Below are 14,091 nucleotides of genomic sequence, written 5' to 3'. Positions count from 1 at the left end.
CCGAAGCATCAGCGGCCGTGATGGGCGCGAGCGGGGCGGGCCGGGTCGTGGTCGTGGCGACGACCCCACCGTCCTTCGTCGACGGCACCGGGTTCCCGCCTACACCGCTTCGAAGAACTCGCTGAGCACCGACACAATCTGTGTCGCTCTGTCACGTTGCTGGCATTCGGTGGGATTGCTCGGTATCAGCCCCTAGCGGATCTCGGCTCGGGCCGGGGTGCGGATCGGCTCGAAGCAGGCCAGGGCTCGGCCCCGACGGTCGGTCACCACCCAGGGGTGGCCGACGTACGTGTGCTGGCGGTGGGACGCGGACGGTGGGATGACCGCGTACTGCCGGCGCTGGCCGTGGTGGTCGAGCCAGTACAGGACGACCGGCCGTGACCTGAGGTTGACGAACTCGATGCTGGTTTCCGCGCCGCCGCTGACCGAGCGTAGGTGACGCTCCCGCCATCCTGGCAGCGGCGACAGTTGCGGCAGCTGAGCGGGCTGCGTGGCCTTGGGCGGCCTGGCCGGGCGGCTCGGCGGCGTCGTCGGGCGGAAGCTCGGCTTACCCGGGCTGGGCGCGGGCGCGTGGGCGGTCCGGGACGCGGCCGCCGATGGCGAGGGAAGGCGCGCTGGTGCGGAGATCTGGCCGGGCCTCTCCGGCCGGACGGCGGACACTCCACCGACCGACGACGCGGCGGAGGGGGACGCCGAGTGGCGGGGGAGGGGCCCGGCCGACGACAGGCCGACGGGCGACGGACCCAGCCAGCCGGCCGGCCCGTCCGCGTCGGCGACGGGCGCCGGCTGCGCCGCCGGCCAGAGCGCCGTGAGCAGGAGACTGAGTACGGCGGCGGCGACGCCTGCCAGCATCAGCCGGTGCGACGTGCGGCCCTCACCGCGATGTGCCGGCTCGACGGGAATGACCGTGGATTGGCGTACGCCGACGGGTGGCGTCTGCGACCGGCTGTCGCGCACGACGGGGGCCACCGGGAGCGCCCGTTTTGCCGGTGGTGCCGGCAGCGCTGGCCGCGACGGGGGCGGGGTGCCGGCGCGCGGGTCTGACAGCCACGGACCGATCCGAAGCCGTGGCTCGACGCGGCCGTGTTGGTGCTGCTGCTCGTGCTCGGGTGAGTGCTCCATGACCTCGATCCGGCGAGGGATGCCGTTCCGCCGACGGCACAGGACGTCGATTATGCGTGTTCCGCATCACATGCGCTATGCCTGGTCGGGGACGAAATCGATGACTTCGGGCGAGATTTGTCCATAGCAGATCAACAGGCATCGCGGGCGTTGTCCACAACCGGCCCGGTTATCCACAGATCCGCGTCGCGGGGCGGCATCGGGGGTGGCGCCGGAGGCAGGGTTCCGCTCAGCGAACCCCGCCGACCGTTGGAGGCCGCGATGCCACCCCGTACCTCCGTTCCGCCACGCCGGCGACCACCGCTGGTCGTCACCGCGGACGGTGACCTGCTCGACGACCTGCTCCGGCTCGCCGCCGCCGGAGGCGTCGAGGTGGAGGTCGCCGCCGACCCGGCAGCGGCCCGTACCCGCTGGCAGCCCGCCCCGCTGGTGCTCGTCGGCATCGACCAGGCCCAGCCCTGCCTGCGGGCGCGGCTGGCCCGACGGTCCCGGCTGGTGCTGGTCGGCAGGGCCGGCGACATGGAGCCCGGGTGGCAAATCGCCGACCTGCTCGGCGCCGAACACGTCGCCGTCCTGCCGGCGGCGGAGCCCTGGCTGGTCGACCAGTTCGCCGATTGCGGGCTCGATGGCGCGGGGACCGCCCGGGTCGTCGCCGTGGTGGGTGGTCGGGGCGGAGCCGGCGCGAGCATCCTGGCTGGCGGTCTCGCGGTGACCGCCGCCCGCGCTCGGTTGCGTACCCTCCTGCTCGACGCCGATCCGCTCGGCGGCGGTCTCGACCTGGTGCTCGGCTGGGAGCAGTTGGAAGGGCTACGCTGGCCGGCCTTGACCGGTGCCGACGGGCGAGTCGACGCGCCGGCCCTGGTCCGGGCGCTGCCCAGCCGAGGCGATCTGGTGGTCCTCTCCTGGGACCGGGGCGACCTGCTCGCCGTGCCGGCGGAGGCGATGGCTGCCACCCTCGACGCGGCTCGACGCGGCCGGGAGTTCGTGGTGGTCGACCTTCCCCGGCAGTTGGACGACGCGGCGGTGACCGCTCTCCAGGCGGCCGACCGGGCCTTCGTGGTGGTGCCGGCCGAGTTGCGGGCGACCGCCGCGGCGGCCCGGGTGGTCGCGGTCGCCGCACCACACTGTCATGACCTCTCGGTCATCGTCCGCGGCCCGGCACCCGGGCGGCTGCGCGCGCAGGAGGTGGCCCGGGCGCTCGGCCTGCCGCTGGCCGGCGCCCTGCGCCCGGAGCCGGGGCTCTGCCGCGGACTGGAGCGGGGCGAGGCTCCGGCAGCCGGCGGACGCGGCCCGCTAGCCGAACTCTGCCAGCGGATCGTCACCGATCTGACCGGCCAGGCCCCGGCCGGTGCGGCATGACCGAGGAGACACTCGCCGCCCGCGTGCGGCAGCGCATCGCCGCCGCCGCGGCGCCGGTCACCCCGGCCGCGATCGTTTCCGCCGTACGCGCGGAACCCGACGCCGCCGTCCTCGGCGACACCGCTCTGCTGCGCATGGCCGACGAGGTACGCGACGACCTGGTGGGCGCCGGCCCGCTCGCCCCGTTGCTGGCCGACCCGGAGGTGACCGACGTACTGGTCAACGGAAACCGGGTGTGGGTCGATCGCGGGCAAGGGCTGCATCAGGTTCCGGTGCCGGTGGGCACTGTGGACGACGTCCGCCGGCTCGCGCAGCGACTCACCGCCGGCGCCGGTCGCCGTCTGGACGACGGATCACCGTACGCGGACGCCCGGCTCGCCGACGGTACGCGGCTGCACGCCGTGCTGCCTCCGGTGGCGACCGACGGGCCGTACCTGTCGCTGCGTACCTTCCGGCAGCGACCTTTCACTCTGGACGAGCTGGTCACTCAGGGCGCCGTGCCCAGGCCGGTCGCGCCGGTGCTCGCAGCGGTGGTGGCGGCCCGGCTCGCGTACCTGGTGATCGGCGGCACCGGATCCGGCAAGACGACCCTGCTGAACACGCTGCTCGGGTTGGTGCCGGCCACCGAACGGATCGTGTTGGTCGAGGACGCCGCCGAGCTGCGTCCGGTGCATCCGCACGTGGTCGGGTTGCAGGCGCGCACGGTCAACGTCGAGGGCTCCGGCGCGGTCGGCCTGAGCGACCTGGTCCGGCAGGCGTTGCGGATGCGCCCGGACCGGTTGGTGGTGGGCGAGTGCCGGGGCGGGGAGGTCGTGGATCTCCTCGCGGCGCTCAACACGGGTCATGACGGTGGTGCGGGGACGCTGCACGCCAACGCCCCGTCGGACGTACCGGCCCGACTCGAGGCGCTCGGCATGCTCGGCGGGCTGCCCCGTCCGGCGCTGCACGCCCAGTTGGCCTCGGCTCTCCAGGTGGTGTTCCACATTCGCCGTACGCCACAGGGGCGGATGCTGGAGTCGATCTGCCTGCTGCTGCCGGAAGGCCCGGACCGGCTGGTCACGGCGGTTCCCGCCTGGATCCGAGGTCGCGGGATCGGCCTCGCGGCGCGGGCCCTCGGCACCCTGATCCAGAACCGTGACGTGCCGGTCCCACCGATCCTGTGCGAACCCTGGCCCGGATCGGCGGGCCCGTCATGAGTGCCCTTCACTGGTGGGCGCTGGCCTCGCTGGGGCTGGTGGTCGTCGCGACCCGACCGGCCCGCAGGTGGTTGACCGTGGGCCGAAGGTCTGGTCGGCGGGACGTCGAGGACCCGCTCGTCGACTGGGTCGTCGCGTTGCGCGCCGCGGAGGCTCCCGAACCGGCCGGTACGACCTGTGTTGTCCACCCTCGCTCCGGCCCGGGTACGCCAGCTGTCGGCGCCGGTCTCCCGGGCACATCCCGTCCGCCTGGCTGGGGCGGCAGTCGCCGCCCACCGGTCTCCGTTCCGGGCACATCAGCCGGCGGCAGCGTCAACAGACCGGTGCGCCGTGAGCCGGTGCCGAGTGGGCACCCGTCAGTGGCCGATCTTCGGCGTACAGGTGGCGGCCAGTTGGGCCGGCCGGTGCTGCGGTCCGTTCCGCCTCGACGCGCCCTGCTGCTGGCCGTGGTGCTCGGTGCGGGGCTCGGCGGGCTGCTTGCCGGCGCGGTGGCGGCGGTCGCGCTCGGCGGGTACGGCGCGCTCGGCACACGGGCGCTGCTGCGGCACGGGGCGGCGGCGCGAGCGGCGCAGGCCCGCCGGGACCGGTTGGACCAGCTGTGTGCCCTCGCGGCAGACCTCCGGGCCGGACTCCCGGTGCCGGTGGCCGCCGAACGGCTCGGACTCACCCATCCGGCTTCGGCGGCCCCCGCCGTGCCCGCCGAAGCGCGGCGACCCGGCGAGCTCGTTCCCGTAGCCGGCCGGTCTCCTGGCTCCGATCGGATCACCGCCGATCAGGCCGCTCCGTCGGGCGAGGGTGCGATCAAGAATTCCGGCATCCAGTCCGGCTCCGACGCACTGCCGGACCGGCCCGGGCGGCTGGCCCAGGCCGCGGTGCGGCTCGCCGACCGTACCGGCGCACCCTTGGCCGAGTTGGTCGAGCGGATCGAGGCCGACGCCCGGTCGACGGACCGGGGCGTGGCTGCGGCCGCGGCTCAGGCAGCGGGTGCGCGAGCCACTGCCTGGCTGCTGGCCGCCCTGCCCCTGGGCGGCATCGGCCTCGGCTACGGCATCGGCGTCGACCCGCTTGAGGTCCTGCTGCACACGTCGATCGGTGGCGGCTGCGCGGTCGTCGCCATCGCTCTCCAGGTGGTCGGGCTGCTCTGGGCGGATCGCCTGGGCGCCGTACCGGCCGGGGTGGGCTGATGTCCGGCCCGACCCTGGCCGCCGGGTGTGTCGCCGGTGCCGCGCTCCTCACCGTGCTGGCCGTCAGCCGGCACCGTCCACAGCGGCGGCTACGCCGACTGGCCCGTGGGGCGTCCGCGACCGATGTCCGCTCCGGCAACCGCAGCGGCAATGTCGGCCTTGGTGTCGGCGGAGGTGTTCGCTTCGGCGGCCCGACCGGTGTTGGCTTCGGTGGCCGCGGCGGCAGGCACGGAAAGGACGGCCGGCACGGCCCGAACGGCGTCGACGGCGAGCGGTCGGGCAGCCCGGCGGGCCGCCGGCTGGACATCGTCCGGCTGGCCGCCGGACTGGCCGGCGTGGCCGTGGCCGTGCTGGTGGAGGGCTGGGTCGGCGTGGTGGTCGCGCTGCCCACCGTGGTGCTGCTGGATCGGCTGCTCCGCCGGATCGAGCACCCGGCCGTGCGTACTCGTCGGCTGCGCGCCACCGCCGATCTTCCGCTCGCCGCCGACCTGCTGGCGGCGGCGCTGCGAGCCGGTGCGCCGGTGGAGCGTGCGGTGCTCGCGGTGGCCGACGCGCTCGGCGGTCCGCTGGCCGAGCAACTCAGCCGGGTCGGCCGGACGTTGCAGCTCGGTGGCGTACCGCAGGAGGCGTGGGCGCATCTGGTCACGGTGCCGGGCGGGCAGCGGATCGCCAACGCCGCCGTACGGTCGGCCAGCAGCGGGGCCGCGCTGGCGGGTGCCCTGATCCGGCTCGCCGACGACCTGCGCGCGGACCGGGCCACCGCGATCGAGGCGGCGGCCCGACGGGCCGGTGTGCTGATCGTGCTGCCCCTGGGCCTGTGCTTCCTGCCCGCCTTCATTCTCGCCGGTCTGGTGCCGGTGATCGTCGCCGTCCTCGGCGACGTGTTGTGAACCCATCGAGAAAGGACGAACACGTGCGCAGAATCCTCGCCCGCCTTCGCGGGGACGCCGGCATGAACACGGCGGAGTACGCCGTCGGGACGCTCGCGGCGGTCGCCTTCGGCGGCATCCTGCTCAAAGTGCTGACCTCGGACAGCGTGCAGGCGGCCCTGGCCGCCGTCATCGACCGGGCACTGAAGTGACCGGGCGCCGGCCGGCCGGCCGCCGGGTGAGCCGGTCGGAAAAGTGGGTGAGCCGGTCGGGGAAGCCGGCCACCTCGTTCGACCGGGGCTCGTTCACCGCCGAGATGGCGGCCGGCCTGCCGGCGCTGCTGCTGCTCCTGCTCGCCGGCCTGACCGCCGTCAACGCGGTCAGCACCAAGGCGGCCTGCCTGGACGCGGCACGGGAGGCGGCGCTGGCCGCGGCCCGGGGCGCGGACGGCACGCTGGCGGGCAGCCGGCACGCACCGCCGAACGCAGAGGTGATCGTCGTGCTGGAGGGGGAGATGGTCCGGGCGACGGTGCGGGCACCCGTCCGGGTTCTCGGCGGCAACTTTCCGATGGTCACCGTGGTGGGCGTGGCCGTGGCGGCCGCCGAGCCGGGCGCACCGGAACCGCAGCCGTGAGCGCCACGCAATGCTTGGGTGCCCGCTCAACTCGCCAATGGGCCCCGCGCCCTTCCCCCGAAAGCCGGGGCCACGCGCAGGGCCGGGATCGTGCTGTGGGCCGGGATCGTGGCGGGGGCCGCGACCGTGGTGCGGGCCGGGGCCACGCGCAGGGCCGGGATCGTGGCGGGGACCGGGATCGTGGCGGGGCCACCATCTGTCTCTTGGCGGTGGGCTTGGTGTTCGTCCTGAGTGGTCTCTTCGGTGCCGGAGTAGGCGCTGCCCGGGTGGCACGCCAGCAGGCTCGGATCGCCGCCGACTTCGGTGCCCTGGCCGGTGCCGCCCGAGCCCTTCAGGACGAGGCAGCGGCATGCGCCCGAACTGCCGAGGTCGTTGCCGCGAACGGTGCCCGCCTGGTCCGGTGTCGGCTCGACGGACTCGACGTCCTCGTCACGGCCCAGCTGATCGTGGAACCGTTGCCAGGGCTGAGGCGTGTCGCCACGGCAACCTCCCGGGCCGGCCCACTGCGCGGCTGACCCTCGCCCACCCGAGACTGCCCCTCACCGACCTGTTCCGCTGTGAAGCTTGGTCCGAAAATGCCCTTGGAGGGTCGGTTCCGGTCCAAGATTCATAGCCGGGAGTCGTCAGCGACCCTGGAGGGCGTCCAAGGCGACCGCCATCGCGATCACGAGGCGACGGTCGATCTGCGGGTGCTGGATCTGGACCACGTACCGGTCGCGCAGGCCCCACTTCTTGATCACCGAGAAGACCGGCTGGCCGCCGGCGACGAAGTCGAAGTGGTACGGCAGCCAGGACAGCGAGTCGACGAAACGGCGCAGCAGGGCCACCGGCATGCTGCGCTCCTGGCCGGTGACGGCGGGCAGGCCAGCCTGCTCGACGTGCCACGTCGAGCGGAGCAGCGACTGCGCGAAATCCTTGCGGAACAGGCCGATCGGGTTGCCCGCGTGGTCGGTGACGTCGTACGTGGCGCCGAGGTCGAGACGTTGCCGGGCCTTGAACCCGAGCAGCGGGTGCTGCTTCGAGTCGTCCGTGTAGATCGTCACCTGCTCCTTGAAGGCGAGCCGCTTCTGCTGGGCGAAGGCCAGCAGTCCGCCCTCGGAGCCGTCCGGCGCGACGCTGTGGACCTCGTACTGGTTGACCATGAACCGGATCCGCTGGCGGATGTGGAACTGCTGCTGGGCCTGCAAGTTATCGAGCTGCATGAAATCTCCTCAACCGTGGTGCGCCGGAGTGTCGCACAGCTCGGCAAACCGCTGCGCCCCGGTCGGCCGAGCATGAATCACATTCAACGGACGCCGTCGGCGGTCGATCGGTGTGCCCAGTTGGTGAGCAACTGCTGGATGGTGCTGAGCCGGTCGTTGATCTGATCCAGCCGCTCGGCCTGGGCCAGGGTGGCCAGCGCCGCGCCCAGCGCGATCTGCTGGTCGGTGCTGAGTTTTTCCTGGTCGATGGTGTAGAGCAGGTCGACGGTCTCGGCGATGGTGTCGGCCACGGACCCTCCTCACGTGCTGCGGAACAACGAACAGGCAAGCGCGACGCCGGGCGGGCATGACGCTCGATGGAAGCGCTCCCACCGCCTTCTTGCCCGAACGGCTCGAATTTCATGCCGGTCACTGCGTCAGGTTCGCCAGCACCACGTCGAGGACCCGGACGGCGTCCGGCTTGGACAGCGGGTTGTTGCCGTTGCCGCACTTCGGCGACTGCACGCAGGACGGGCAGCCGGCCTCGCAGCCGCACTCGCTGATCGCGTCACGGGTGGCCCGCAGCCAGGCGGCGGCCATGCCGTACGCCCGCTCGGCGAAGCCCGCTCCGCCGGAGTGGCCGTCGTAGACGAAGACGGTCGGCGCCTCGGTGTCCGGATGCATGGCCGTGGAGAGCCCGCCGATGTCCCAGCGGTCGCAGGTGGCGACCAGCGGAAGCAGCCCGATCGCGGCGTGCTCGGCGGCGTGCAGTGCCCCGGGCACCTCGGCCGGCTCCACCCCGGCCGTGGCCAGCGCCTCGGGGGAGAGGGTGAACCAGACCGCGACGGTACGCAGTTCCCGCGCCGGCAGGTCCAGCGGACGGGTGTCGATCACCTCGCCGGTGGCGATCCGGCGTCGCTGGTACGACACCACCTGGTTGGTCACGTCCACCTCGCCGAGGAACAGCCCGACCGGACCGGCGTCGACGTACGAGCGCACCGACACCACGGACAGCGAGGTGACGTCCCGAGCATGGGTGGACCAGTCCGGCTCCTCAGGGTGCACCAGCGCGCAGCCGTCGTCGAGGTCGAGGGAGTCCACCACGTACGACACGCCCTGGTGCAGGTAGACCGCGCCGGGGTGGAGCAGGACGTGCGACGAACCGCCGTCGACGGTGCCGAGCAGCCGGCCGGTCGCCGCCTCCACCACGCAGACCGGGGTGCCGCCCTCGCCGCGCAGGTCCACCTGCGGCCGTTCCCGCTGCCGCCAGTACCAGCCCGTCGGCCGTTGCCGCAGGGCACCCGCCTCGACCAGCGCCTCGATCGCCTCCTTCGCGCCGTCGCCGAAGAGTTCCAGGTCGGCCACGGTCAGCGGGGCCTCGGCCGCCGCGCAGGCCAGTTGGGGCCCGAGCACGTACGCGTTGGCCGGGTCGAGCACGGTGGCCTCCACCGGTGCCCCGAACACCGCCTCCGGATGGTGCACCAGGTAGGTGTCCAGCGGGTCGTCCCGGGCCACCAGCACCGCGAGCGCCTCCTGGCCGGAACGTCCGGCCCGCCCGGCCTGCTGCCACAGGGAGGCCCGGGTGCCGGGGTAGCCACAGATCAGCACCGCATCCAGACCGATCAGGTCGACGCCCAGTTCCAGCGCGTTGGTCGAGGCCAACCCGAGCAGGTCGCCGTGCAGCAGCGCACGCTCCAGTGCGCGGCGTTCCTCACGCAGGTAGCCGGCCCGGTACGCGGCGACCCGCTCGCCGAGCCCGGGAACCGCCTCGTCCAGGCCGCGCCGGGCGCTCGTCGCCACCACCTCGGCTCCCCGCCGGGAGCGGACGAAGGCCAGCGTGCGTACGCCGGCGGCGACGGTGTCCGCGAGCAGGTCGGCGGTTTCCCGCAGCGCCGACCGGCGGACCTGGGTGAGATCCGCGACCTCGACCGGGTCGCCGGGCTCGGCCGGGCCGGGCACGCGCAACTGCCGGCCAGCCCCGGCGGCGCTGTCGGGCGGCAGCAGCGGTGGCTCCCACAGTGCGAAGGCCACCCCGGCCCGGGGCGAGGTGTCTTCGGTGACCGCCGCCACCGGCAGCCCGGTCAGCCGCCCGGCCGCCGCCGCCGGATCCCCGGAGGTGGCGGAGGCCAGCACGAACGTGGGACCCTCGCCCCGCCCGTAGCGGGCGCACTGACGGCGCAGCCGGCGCAGCACGTGGGCGACGTGCGACCCGAACACGCCCCGGTAGATGTGGCACTCGTCGATCACCACGTGGGTCAGCCGGCGCAGGAACCCGGACCACTGGGCGTGCCCGGGGAGGATGCCGTGGTGCAGCATGTCGGGGTTGGTCAGCACGAACCGGGAGTGCCGCCGGATCCACTCCCGCTCGGCGCGTGGGGTGTCGCCGTCGTAGCAGGCCGGGCGTACGCCCTCGATCTCGAGCGCGGCGACGGCGCGCAACTGGTCGGCGGCGAGTGCCTTGGTCGGTGCCAGGTAGAGCACGGTGGCGCGGGGGTCGGCGAGCAGGGTGGCCAGCGCCGGCAACTGGTACGCCAGGGACTTGCCGGACGCGGTGCCGGTGGCCACGACGACGTGCTGCCCGTCGTACGCGAGGCTGGCCGCCTCGGCCTGGTGCCGCCACGGCGTCGCCACCCCCCGCCGGGCGTACGCGGCGCGCAGCTCCTCCGGAACCCACCGCGGCCACGGCACCGGCACACCGGCCCGGGGCGGCACCCGTTCGACGTGGGTGACCGGGTCGGTGGCGTGCCGTTGCCGCAGCCGGCGCAGCAGGGCGTCCGGCGCGACGGCCGGAGCCGTGACCGGTACGGGGTCCGGTGGCCGCCCGCCGTCACGGCCGGCGGATACGCTGGCTGCCGAGGTCACGTCCTGCACTCTCGCACTGGTGTTCGGAAATCAGAAATCGGCGGGCCGGACAAGGTTGGACCCGCCCCCGGTGAGTCGTCGGCCGGACTGCCGGGTAGTGGTTAGATGCCAAGGAGCTTACGGCCGCGTGAGGAGGGACCGATGGAGCTGTCGCTGGCGACCCGCACCGTGGGAGAGCACACGGTGCTCGAGGTCGGCGGTGAGGTGGACGTCTACACCGCCCCTCGACTGCGCGAGCGGCTGCTCGAGTTGATCGACAGCGGTGCCCGGCACGTGGTGGTCGACCTGGGTCGGGTGGACTTCCTCGACTCCACCGGGCTGGGCGTGCTGGTCGGCGCACTCAAGCGGCTGCGCACCGTCGACGGCACCTTCGCCCTGGTCTGCGACAAGGAGCCGCTGCTCAAGATCTTCCGCATCACCGCGCTGGACCAGGTGTTTCCGCTGCATCCGACGGTCGAAGCGGCGACCGGTGCCGGCGCGTGATGGCGACGGTCCGGCTCTCCTTCTCGCCGGCTCCGGTGCACGTGCGCACCGCCCGCCTGGTCGGGGTGGCGGTGGCCCGACGGGCCGGGGTCAGGGAGGATCTGCTCGACGAGGTGCGCCTGGCCATCGGTGAGGCGTGCACCCGCGCCGTCGCCCTGCACCGTCAGTACGGCCTGACCGACCCGGTGCTGGTGGAGATGTCCGATTCCGGGCGGTACGCGGTGCGGGTGGTGGACCGGGCGCCGATCGAGGCGAGCATCGGCCTGCACGCGCTGGACGCCGACCAGTTGGCCAACGAGTCGCTGAACGAGGACGACCTCACCACCGGTGTCGGCTTCGCGCTGCTCGCCGGCTTCGTCGACGACCTTCAGGTGCGTCCCGTCGACGATGGCATCGGCACCGAAGTCCGAATGGTCTGGCCGCTGAACCGCTGACATCGAACCGTTCTGTCGCCGCATTTCCGATCAAGGAATGCGGCGACTTTGTCATGGATCGACGTCCTATATCAGATTTCAGTTCCTAACACAGCGACGGAGATCATCGCGACACGGTGCCACCTCCGTGTGACCTCGACCACTGCGGAGAGCTACAGTACGCGAGTTGTCAGCAAGTGATCCATCGAGCAGCCAGCGCAGATGGGCGTTCGTCGTTGGCTCGCCGATGTGGTTGGCGCGCACTTGCGTACTCGCATCCAGGCGTCGGTCGGTGTGTCCACCGGCCGGCGCGTTGTTCCGCACAGGAGGACACAGATGTCCGACACCTTGGCCGCCGAGGGCGGCGGCGCGATCTCCCTTACCGGAGCAAACGTCACGTACGTCGTCATCGCCGCGGTGATCGCGCTGGTCGCGCTCGCCTTCGCCGCCGCGTTGACGAGGACCGTGCTGGCGGCCGGCAAGGGCACCACCAACATGCAGGAGATCTCCGGGGCGGTCCAGGAGGGCGCCTCGGCCTACCTCCTCCGGCAGTTCCGGACCCTGGCGATCTTCGTGGTGGTCGCCGTGGTCCTGCTGTTCCTGCTGCCGGTGCACGAGACCAGCGGCAGCGAGACCGCGGTGAAGCTCGGCCGGTCGCTCTTCTTCGTGGTCGGCGCTCTGTTCAGCGCCTTCATCGGCGGCGCCGGCATGTGGCTGGCCACCCGGGCCAACCTGCGGGTGGCCGCTGCCGCCCGGGAACGCGAGGGCGGCCGGGAGTCGGCCATGAAGATCGCCTTCCGGACCGGTGGCGTGGTCGGCTTCCTCACCGTCGGGCTCGGTCTCTTCGGTGCCGCGCTGGTGGTGCTGATCTTCCGGGGCGACGCGCCGACGGTGCTGGAGGGCTTCGGCTTCGGCGCCGCGCTGCTGGCCATGTTCATGCGGGTCGGCGGCGGCATCTTCACCAAGGCCGCCGACGTCGGCGCCGACCTGGTGGGCAAAGTTGAGCAGGGCATTCCCGAGGACGACCCGCGCAACGCCGCCACCATCGCCGACAACGTGGGCGACAACGTCGGTGACTGCGCCGGCATGGCGGCCGACCTGTTCGAGTCGTACGCCGTCACTCTGGTCGCCGCGCTGATCCTGGGCCGGGCCGCGTTCGGCACCGACGGGCTGGTGCTCCCGCTGATCATCTCCACCATCGGCGTGCTGGTCGCCATCATCGGCGTCTTCATCACCCGGCTGCGCGCCTCGGACCGCAACGGCCTGACCGCGATCAACCGGGCGTTCTACCTCTCCGCGTTGATCTCGGCGGTGCTGGTCGCGGTGGCCTCGGTCGCCTACCTGCAGCCGTCCTGGGCCGCGCAGCTCGGCGACGGCTGGCGGGAGGCCCTCGACGTACGGGGCGGAGACCCGCTGTTCGGCCCGCGTGGCGTGGTCATCGGCGCGGTCGTCATCGGCATCGTGCTGGCCGCCGCCATCCAGGCGCTGACCGGCTACTTCACCGAGACCGACCGCCGCCCGGTGCAGGACATCGGCAAGAGCTCCCAGACCGGCCCGGCCACCGTCATCCTCGCCGGCATCAGCGTCGGCCTGGAGTCGGCGGTCTACTCGGCGCTGCTCATCGGTGCCGGCGTCTTCGGTGCCTTCCTGCTGGGCGGCGGCTCGATCACCCTCTCGCTGTTCGCCGTGGCGCTGGCCGGTACCGGTCTGCTCACCACCGTCGGCGTGATCGTCGCGATGGACACCTTCGGCCCGATCTCCGACAACGCCCAGGGTGTGGCCGAGATGTCCGGGGACATCGACGAGCACGGCGCGCGGACGCTGACCGAGCTGGACGCGGTCGGCAACACCACCAAGGCGATCACCAAGGGCATCGCGATCGCCACCGCGGTGCTGGCCGCGACCGCGCTCTTCGGTTCGTACACCGACACGCTGCGCACCGCGTACGCCGACGCCGGGGTGACCGACGTCGGCGCCGAGATCCTCAACGCGTTGAACGTGGCCAACCCGCAGAACCTGGTCGGCCTGATCATCGGCGCGGCGGTGGTGTTCCTCTTCTCCGGCCTGGCCATCAACGCGGTCTCCCGCTCCGCGGGCGCCGTGGTGATGGAGGTACGCCGGCAGTTCCGCGAACTGCCCGGGATCATGGACCGCACCCAGCGCCCGGAGTACGGCAAGGTCGTCGACATCTGCACCCGGGACGCGCAGCGCGAGCTGATGACCCCCGGCCTGCTGGCGATCATGGCGCCGATCGCGGTCGGCTTCGGCCTCGGGCCCGGCGCGCTGGCGTCGTACCTGGCCGGAGCGATCGGGGCCGGCACGCTGATGGCGGTCTTCCTGGCCAACTCCGGTGGCGCCTGGGACAACAGCAAGAAGATGGTCGAGGACGGCGCGTACGGCGGCAAGGGCTCCGAGGCGCACGCCGCGACCGTGATCGGCGACACCGTCGGCGACCCGTTCAAGGACACCGCCGGACCGGCGATCAACCCGCTGCTCAAGGTGATGAACCTGGTCTCGCTGCTGATCGCGCCGGCCGTGGTGGCGTGGAGCGTGGGCAGCGAACGCAACGTCGGCCTGCGGGTCACCATCGCGGTGGTGGCGACGTTGATCGTCGTCGCGGCGGTGGTGTTCAGCAAGCGCAAGAGTGTCGCGATGGGTGAGGACTCCGACAGCGGTTCCGGCGCCGCCGACCCGCGCCCGGAGGAGATCAAGGCCTGATCCTCCGGTCTCGTCCGGTCCCCGGTCGGCGGCAGCGCCGGCCGGGGACCGCCGGGGTCGAGCGCCTGAC

At 72.9% G+C, this 14,091-nt stretch carries 13 protein-coding genes and 1 pseudogene; 10 read left to right on the top strand and 4 right to left on the bottom strand.

Annotated elements, in window-relative coordinates; genetic code table 11:
• Window positions 1-192 precede the first annotated feature (192 nt).
• Window positions 193-969, bottom strand: a complete 777-nt coding sequence (locus Vqi01_RS08245) for a VHL beta domain-containing protein (RefSeq protein ID WP_204034017.1) — start codon at window positions 967-969, stop codon at window positions 193-195.
• Window positions 970-1,383: 414 nt separating this feature from the next.
• On the opposite strand from Vqi01_RS08245, the gene ssd reads away from it, so the two are divergent.
• From ssd to Vqi01_RS08210, 7 genes and pseudogenes are all read left to right on the top strand, one after another.
• On the top strand, window positions 1,384-2,481 hold the full coding sequence (gene ssd / locus Vqi01_RS08240) for a septum site-determining protein Ssd (protein ID WP_204034016.1): 1,098 nt from the start codon (window positions 1,384-1,386) through the stop codon (window positions 2,479-2,481).
• Window positions 2,478-3,677, top strand: coding sequence for a TadA family conjugal transfer-associated ATPase (locus tag Vqi01_RS08235; protein ID WP_204034015.1), 1,200 nt, complete (start codon window positions 2,478-2,480; stop codon window positions 3,675-3,677). The genes ssd and Vqi01_RS08235 overlap by 4 nt, the downstream gene beginning before the upstream one ends.
• Before the next feature lie 422 nt (window positions 3,678-4,099).
• Window positions 4,100-4,861: pseudogene (locus Vqi01_RS31555) on the top strand (hypothetical protein); the annotation flags it as partial.
• On the top strand, window positions 4,861-5,751 hold the full coding sequence (locus Vqi01_RS08225) for a type II secretion system F family protein (protein ID WP_204034013.1): 891 nt from the start codon (window positions 4,861-4,863) through the stop codon (window positions 5,749-5,751). The pseudogene Vqi01_RS31555 and the gene Vqi01_RS08225, both read left to right, overlap by 1 nt.
• A 62-nt stretch (window positions 5,752-5,813) precedes the next feature.
• Window positions 5,814-5,942, top strand: coding sequence for a DUF4244 domain-containing protein (locus Vqi01_RS08220; protein ID WP_239098261.1), 129 nt, complete (start codon window positions 5,814-5,816; stop codon window positions 5,940-5,942).
• A gap of 47 nt (window positions 5,943-5,989) precedes the next feature.
• On the top strand, window positions 5,990-6,364 hold the full coding sequence (locus Vqi01_RS08215) for a TadE family type IV pilus minor pilin (RefSeq protein WP_275408743.1): 375 nt from the start codon (window positions 5,990-5,992) through the stop codon (window positions 6,362-6,364).
• A gap of 95 nt (window positions 6,365-6,459) precedes the next feature.
• On the top strand, window positions 6,460-6,879 hold the full coding sequence (locus tag Vqi01_RS08210) for an Rv3654c family TadE-like protein (protein ID WP_204034010.1): 420 nt from the start codon (window positions 6,460-6,462) through the stop codon (window positions 6,877-6,879).
• A gap of 108 nt (window positions 6,880-6,987) precedes the next feature.
• Here Vqi01_RS08210 and Vqi01_RS08205 read toward each other — a convergent pair whose 3' ends face one another.
• The 3 genes from Vqi01_RS08205 to sftH all read right to left on the bottom strand — a co-directional run bounded on the left by Vqi01_RS08205 (window position 6,988) and on the right by sftH (window position 10,407).
• Complete coding sequence (locus tag Vqi01_RS08205) at window positions 6,988-7,566, bottom strand: LURP-one-related family protein (protein ID WP_204034009.1); 579 nt, start codon at window positions 7,564-7,566, stop codon at window positions 6,988-6,990.
• An 83-nt stretch (window positions 7,567-7,649) separates the two neighbouring features.
• Complete coding sequence (locus tag Vqi01_RS08200) at window positions 7,650-7,856, bottom strand: hypothetical protein (protein WP_204034008.1); 207 nt, start codon at window positions 7,854-7,856, stop codon at window positions 7,650-7,652.
• A 118-nt stretch (window positions 7,857-7,974) separates the two neighbouring features.
• Window positions 7,975-10,407: a DEAD/DEAH box helicase gene (sftH, locus tag Vqi01_RS08195; protein ID WP_204034007.1), complete on the bottom strand. Its 2,433-nt coding sequence runs from the start codon at window positions 10,405-10,407 to the stop codon at window positions 7,975-7,977.
• A 141-nt stretch (window positions 10,408-10,548) separates the two neighbouring features.
• Here sftH and Vqi01_RS08190 point away from each other — a divergent pair, with 141 nt between their 5' ends.
• The 3 genes from Vqi01_RS08190 to Vqi01_RS08180 all read left to right on the top strand — a co-directional run bounded on the left by Vqi01_RS08190 (window position 10,549) and on the right by Vqi01_RS08180 (window position 14,021).
• Entirely contained in the window at window positions 10,549-10,890 is a 342-nt protein-coding gene (locus Vqi01_RS08190; protein WP_204034006.1) for an STAS domain-containing protein, read from the top strand.
• Window positions 10,890-11,324, top strand: a complete 435-nt coding sequence (locus Vqi01_RS08185) for an ATP-binding protein (RefSeq protein WP_204034128.1) — start codon at window positions 10,890-10,892, stop codon at window positions 11,322-11,324. Before Vqi01_RS08190 ends, Vqi01_RS08185 begins: the two co-directional genes overlap by 1 nt.
• A gap of 315 nt (window positions 11,325-11,639) precedes the next feature.
• A complete protein-coding gene (locus tag Vqi01_RS08180) occupies window positions 11,640-14,021 on the top strand; it encodes a sodium-translocating pyrophosphatase (RefSeq protein ID WP_204034005.1) in 2,382 nt (793 codons plus the stop codon).
• Window positions 14,022-14,091 lie beyond the last annotated feature (70 nt).

It is taken from the genome of Micromonospora qiuiae (genome assembly GCF_016863555.1).
Classification (GTDB): Bacteria; Actinomycetota; Actinomycetes; order Mycobacteriales; family Micromonosporaceae; genus Micromonospora; species Micromonospora qiuiae.
The sequence above is the reverse complement of the archived record's forward strand: the minus strand, read 5'-3'. Positions and strand labels throughout refer to the sequence as shown.

Bases quoted from the DNA above. Each gene is read 5' to 3' on its own strand.
- ssd (WP_204034016.1), top strand. From the start codon at position 1,384: ATGCCACCCCGTACCTCCGTTCCGCCACGCCGGCGACCACCGCTGGTC.
- Vqi01_RS08235 (WP_204034015.1), top strand. From the start codon at position 2,478: ATGACCGAGGAGACACTCGCCGCCCGCGTGCGGCAGCGCATCGCCGCC.
- Vqi01_RS08225 (WP_204034013.1), top strand. From the start codon at position 4,861: ATGTCCGGCCCGACCCTGGCCGCCGGGTGTGTCGCCGGTGCCGCGCTC.
- Vqi01_RS08220 (WP_239098261.1), top strand. From the start codon at position 5,814: ATGAACACGGCGGAGTACGCCGTCGGGACGCTCGCGGCGGTCGCCTTC.
- Vqi01_RS08205 (WP_204034009.1), bottom strand. From the start codon at position 7,566: ATGCAGCTCGATAACTTGCAGGCCCAGCAGCAGTTCCACATCCGCCAG.
- Vqi01_RS08190 (WP_204034006.1), top strand. From the start codon at position 10,549: ATGGAGCTGTCGCTGGCGACCCGCACCGTGGGAGAGCACACGGTGCTC.
- Vqi01_RS08185 (WP_204034128.1), top strand. From the start codon at position 10,890: ATGGCGACGGTCCGGCTCTCCTTCTCGCCGGCTCCGGTGCACGTGCGC.
- Vqi01_RS08180 (WP_204034005.1), top strand. From the start codon at position 11,640: ATGTCCGACACCTTGGCCGCCGAGGGCGGCGGCGCGATCTCCCTTACC.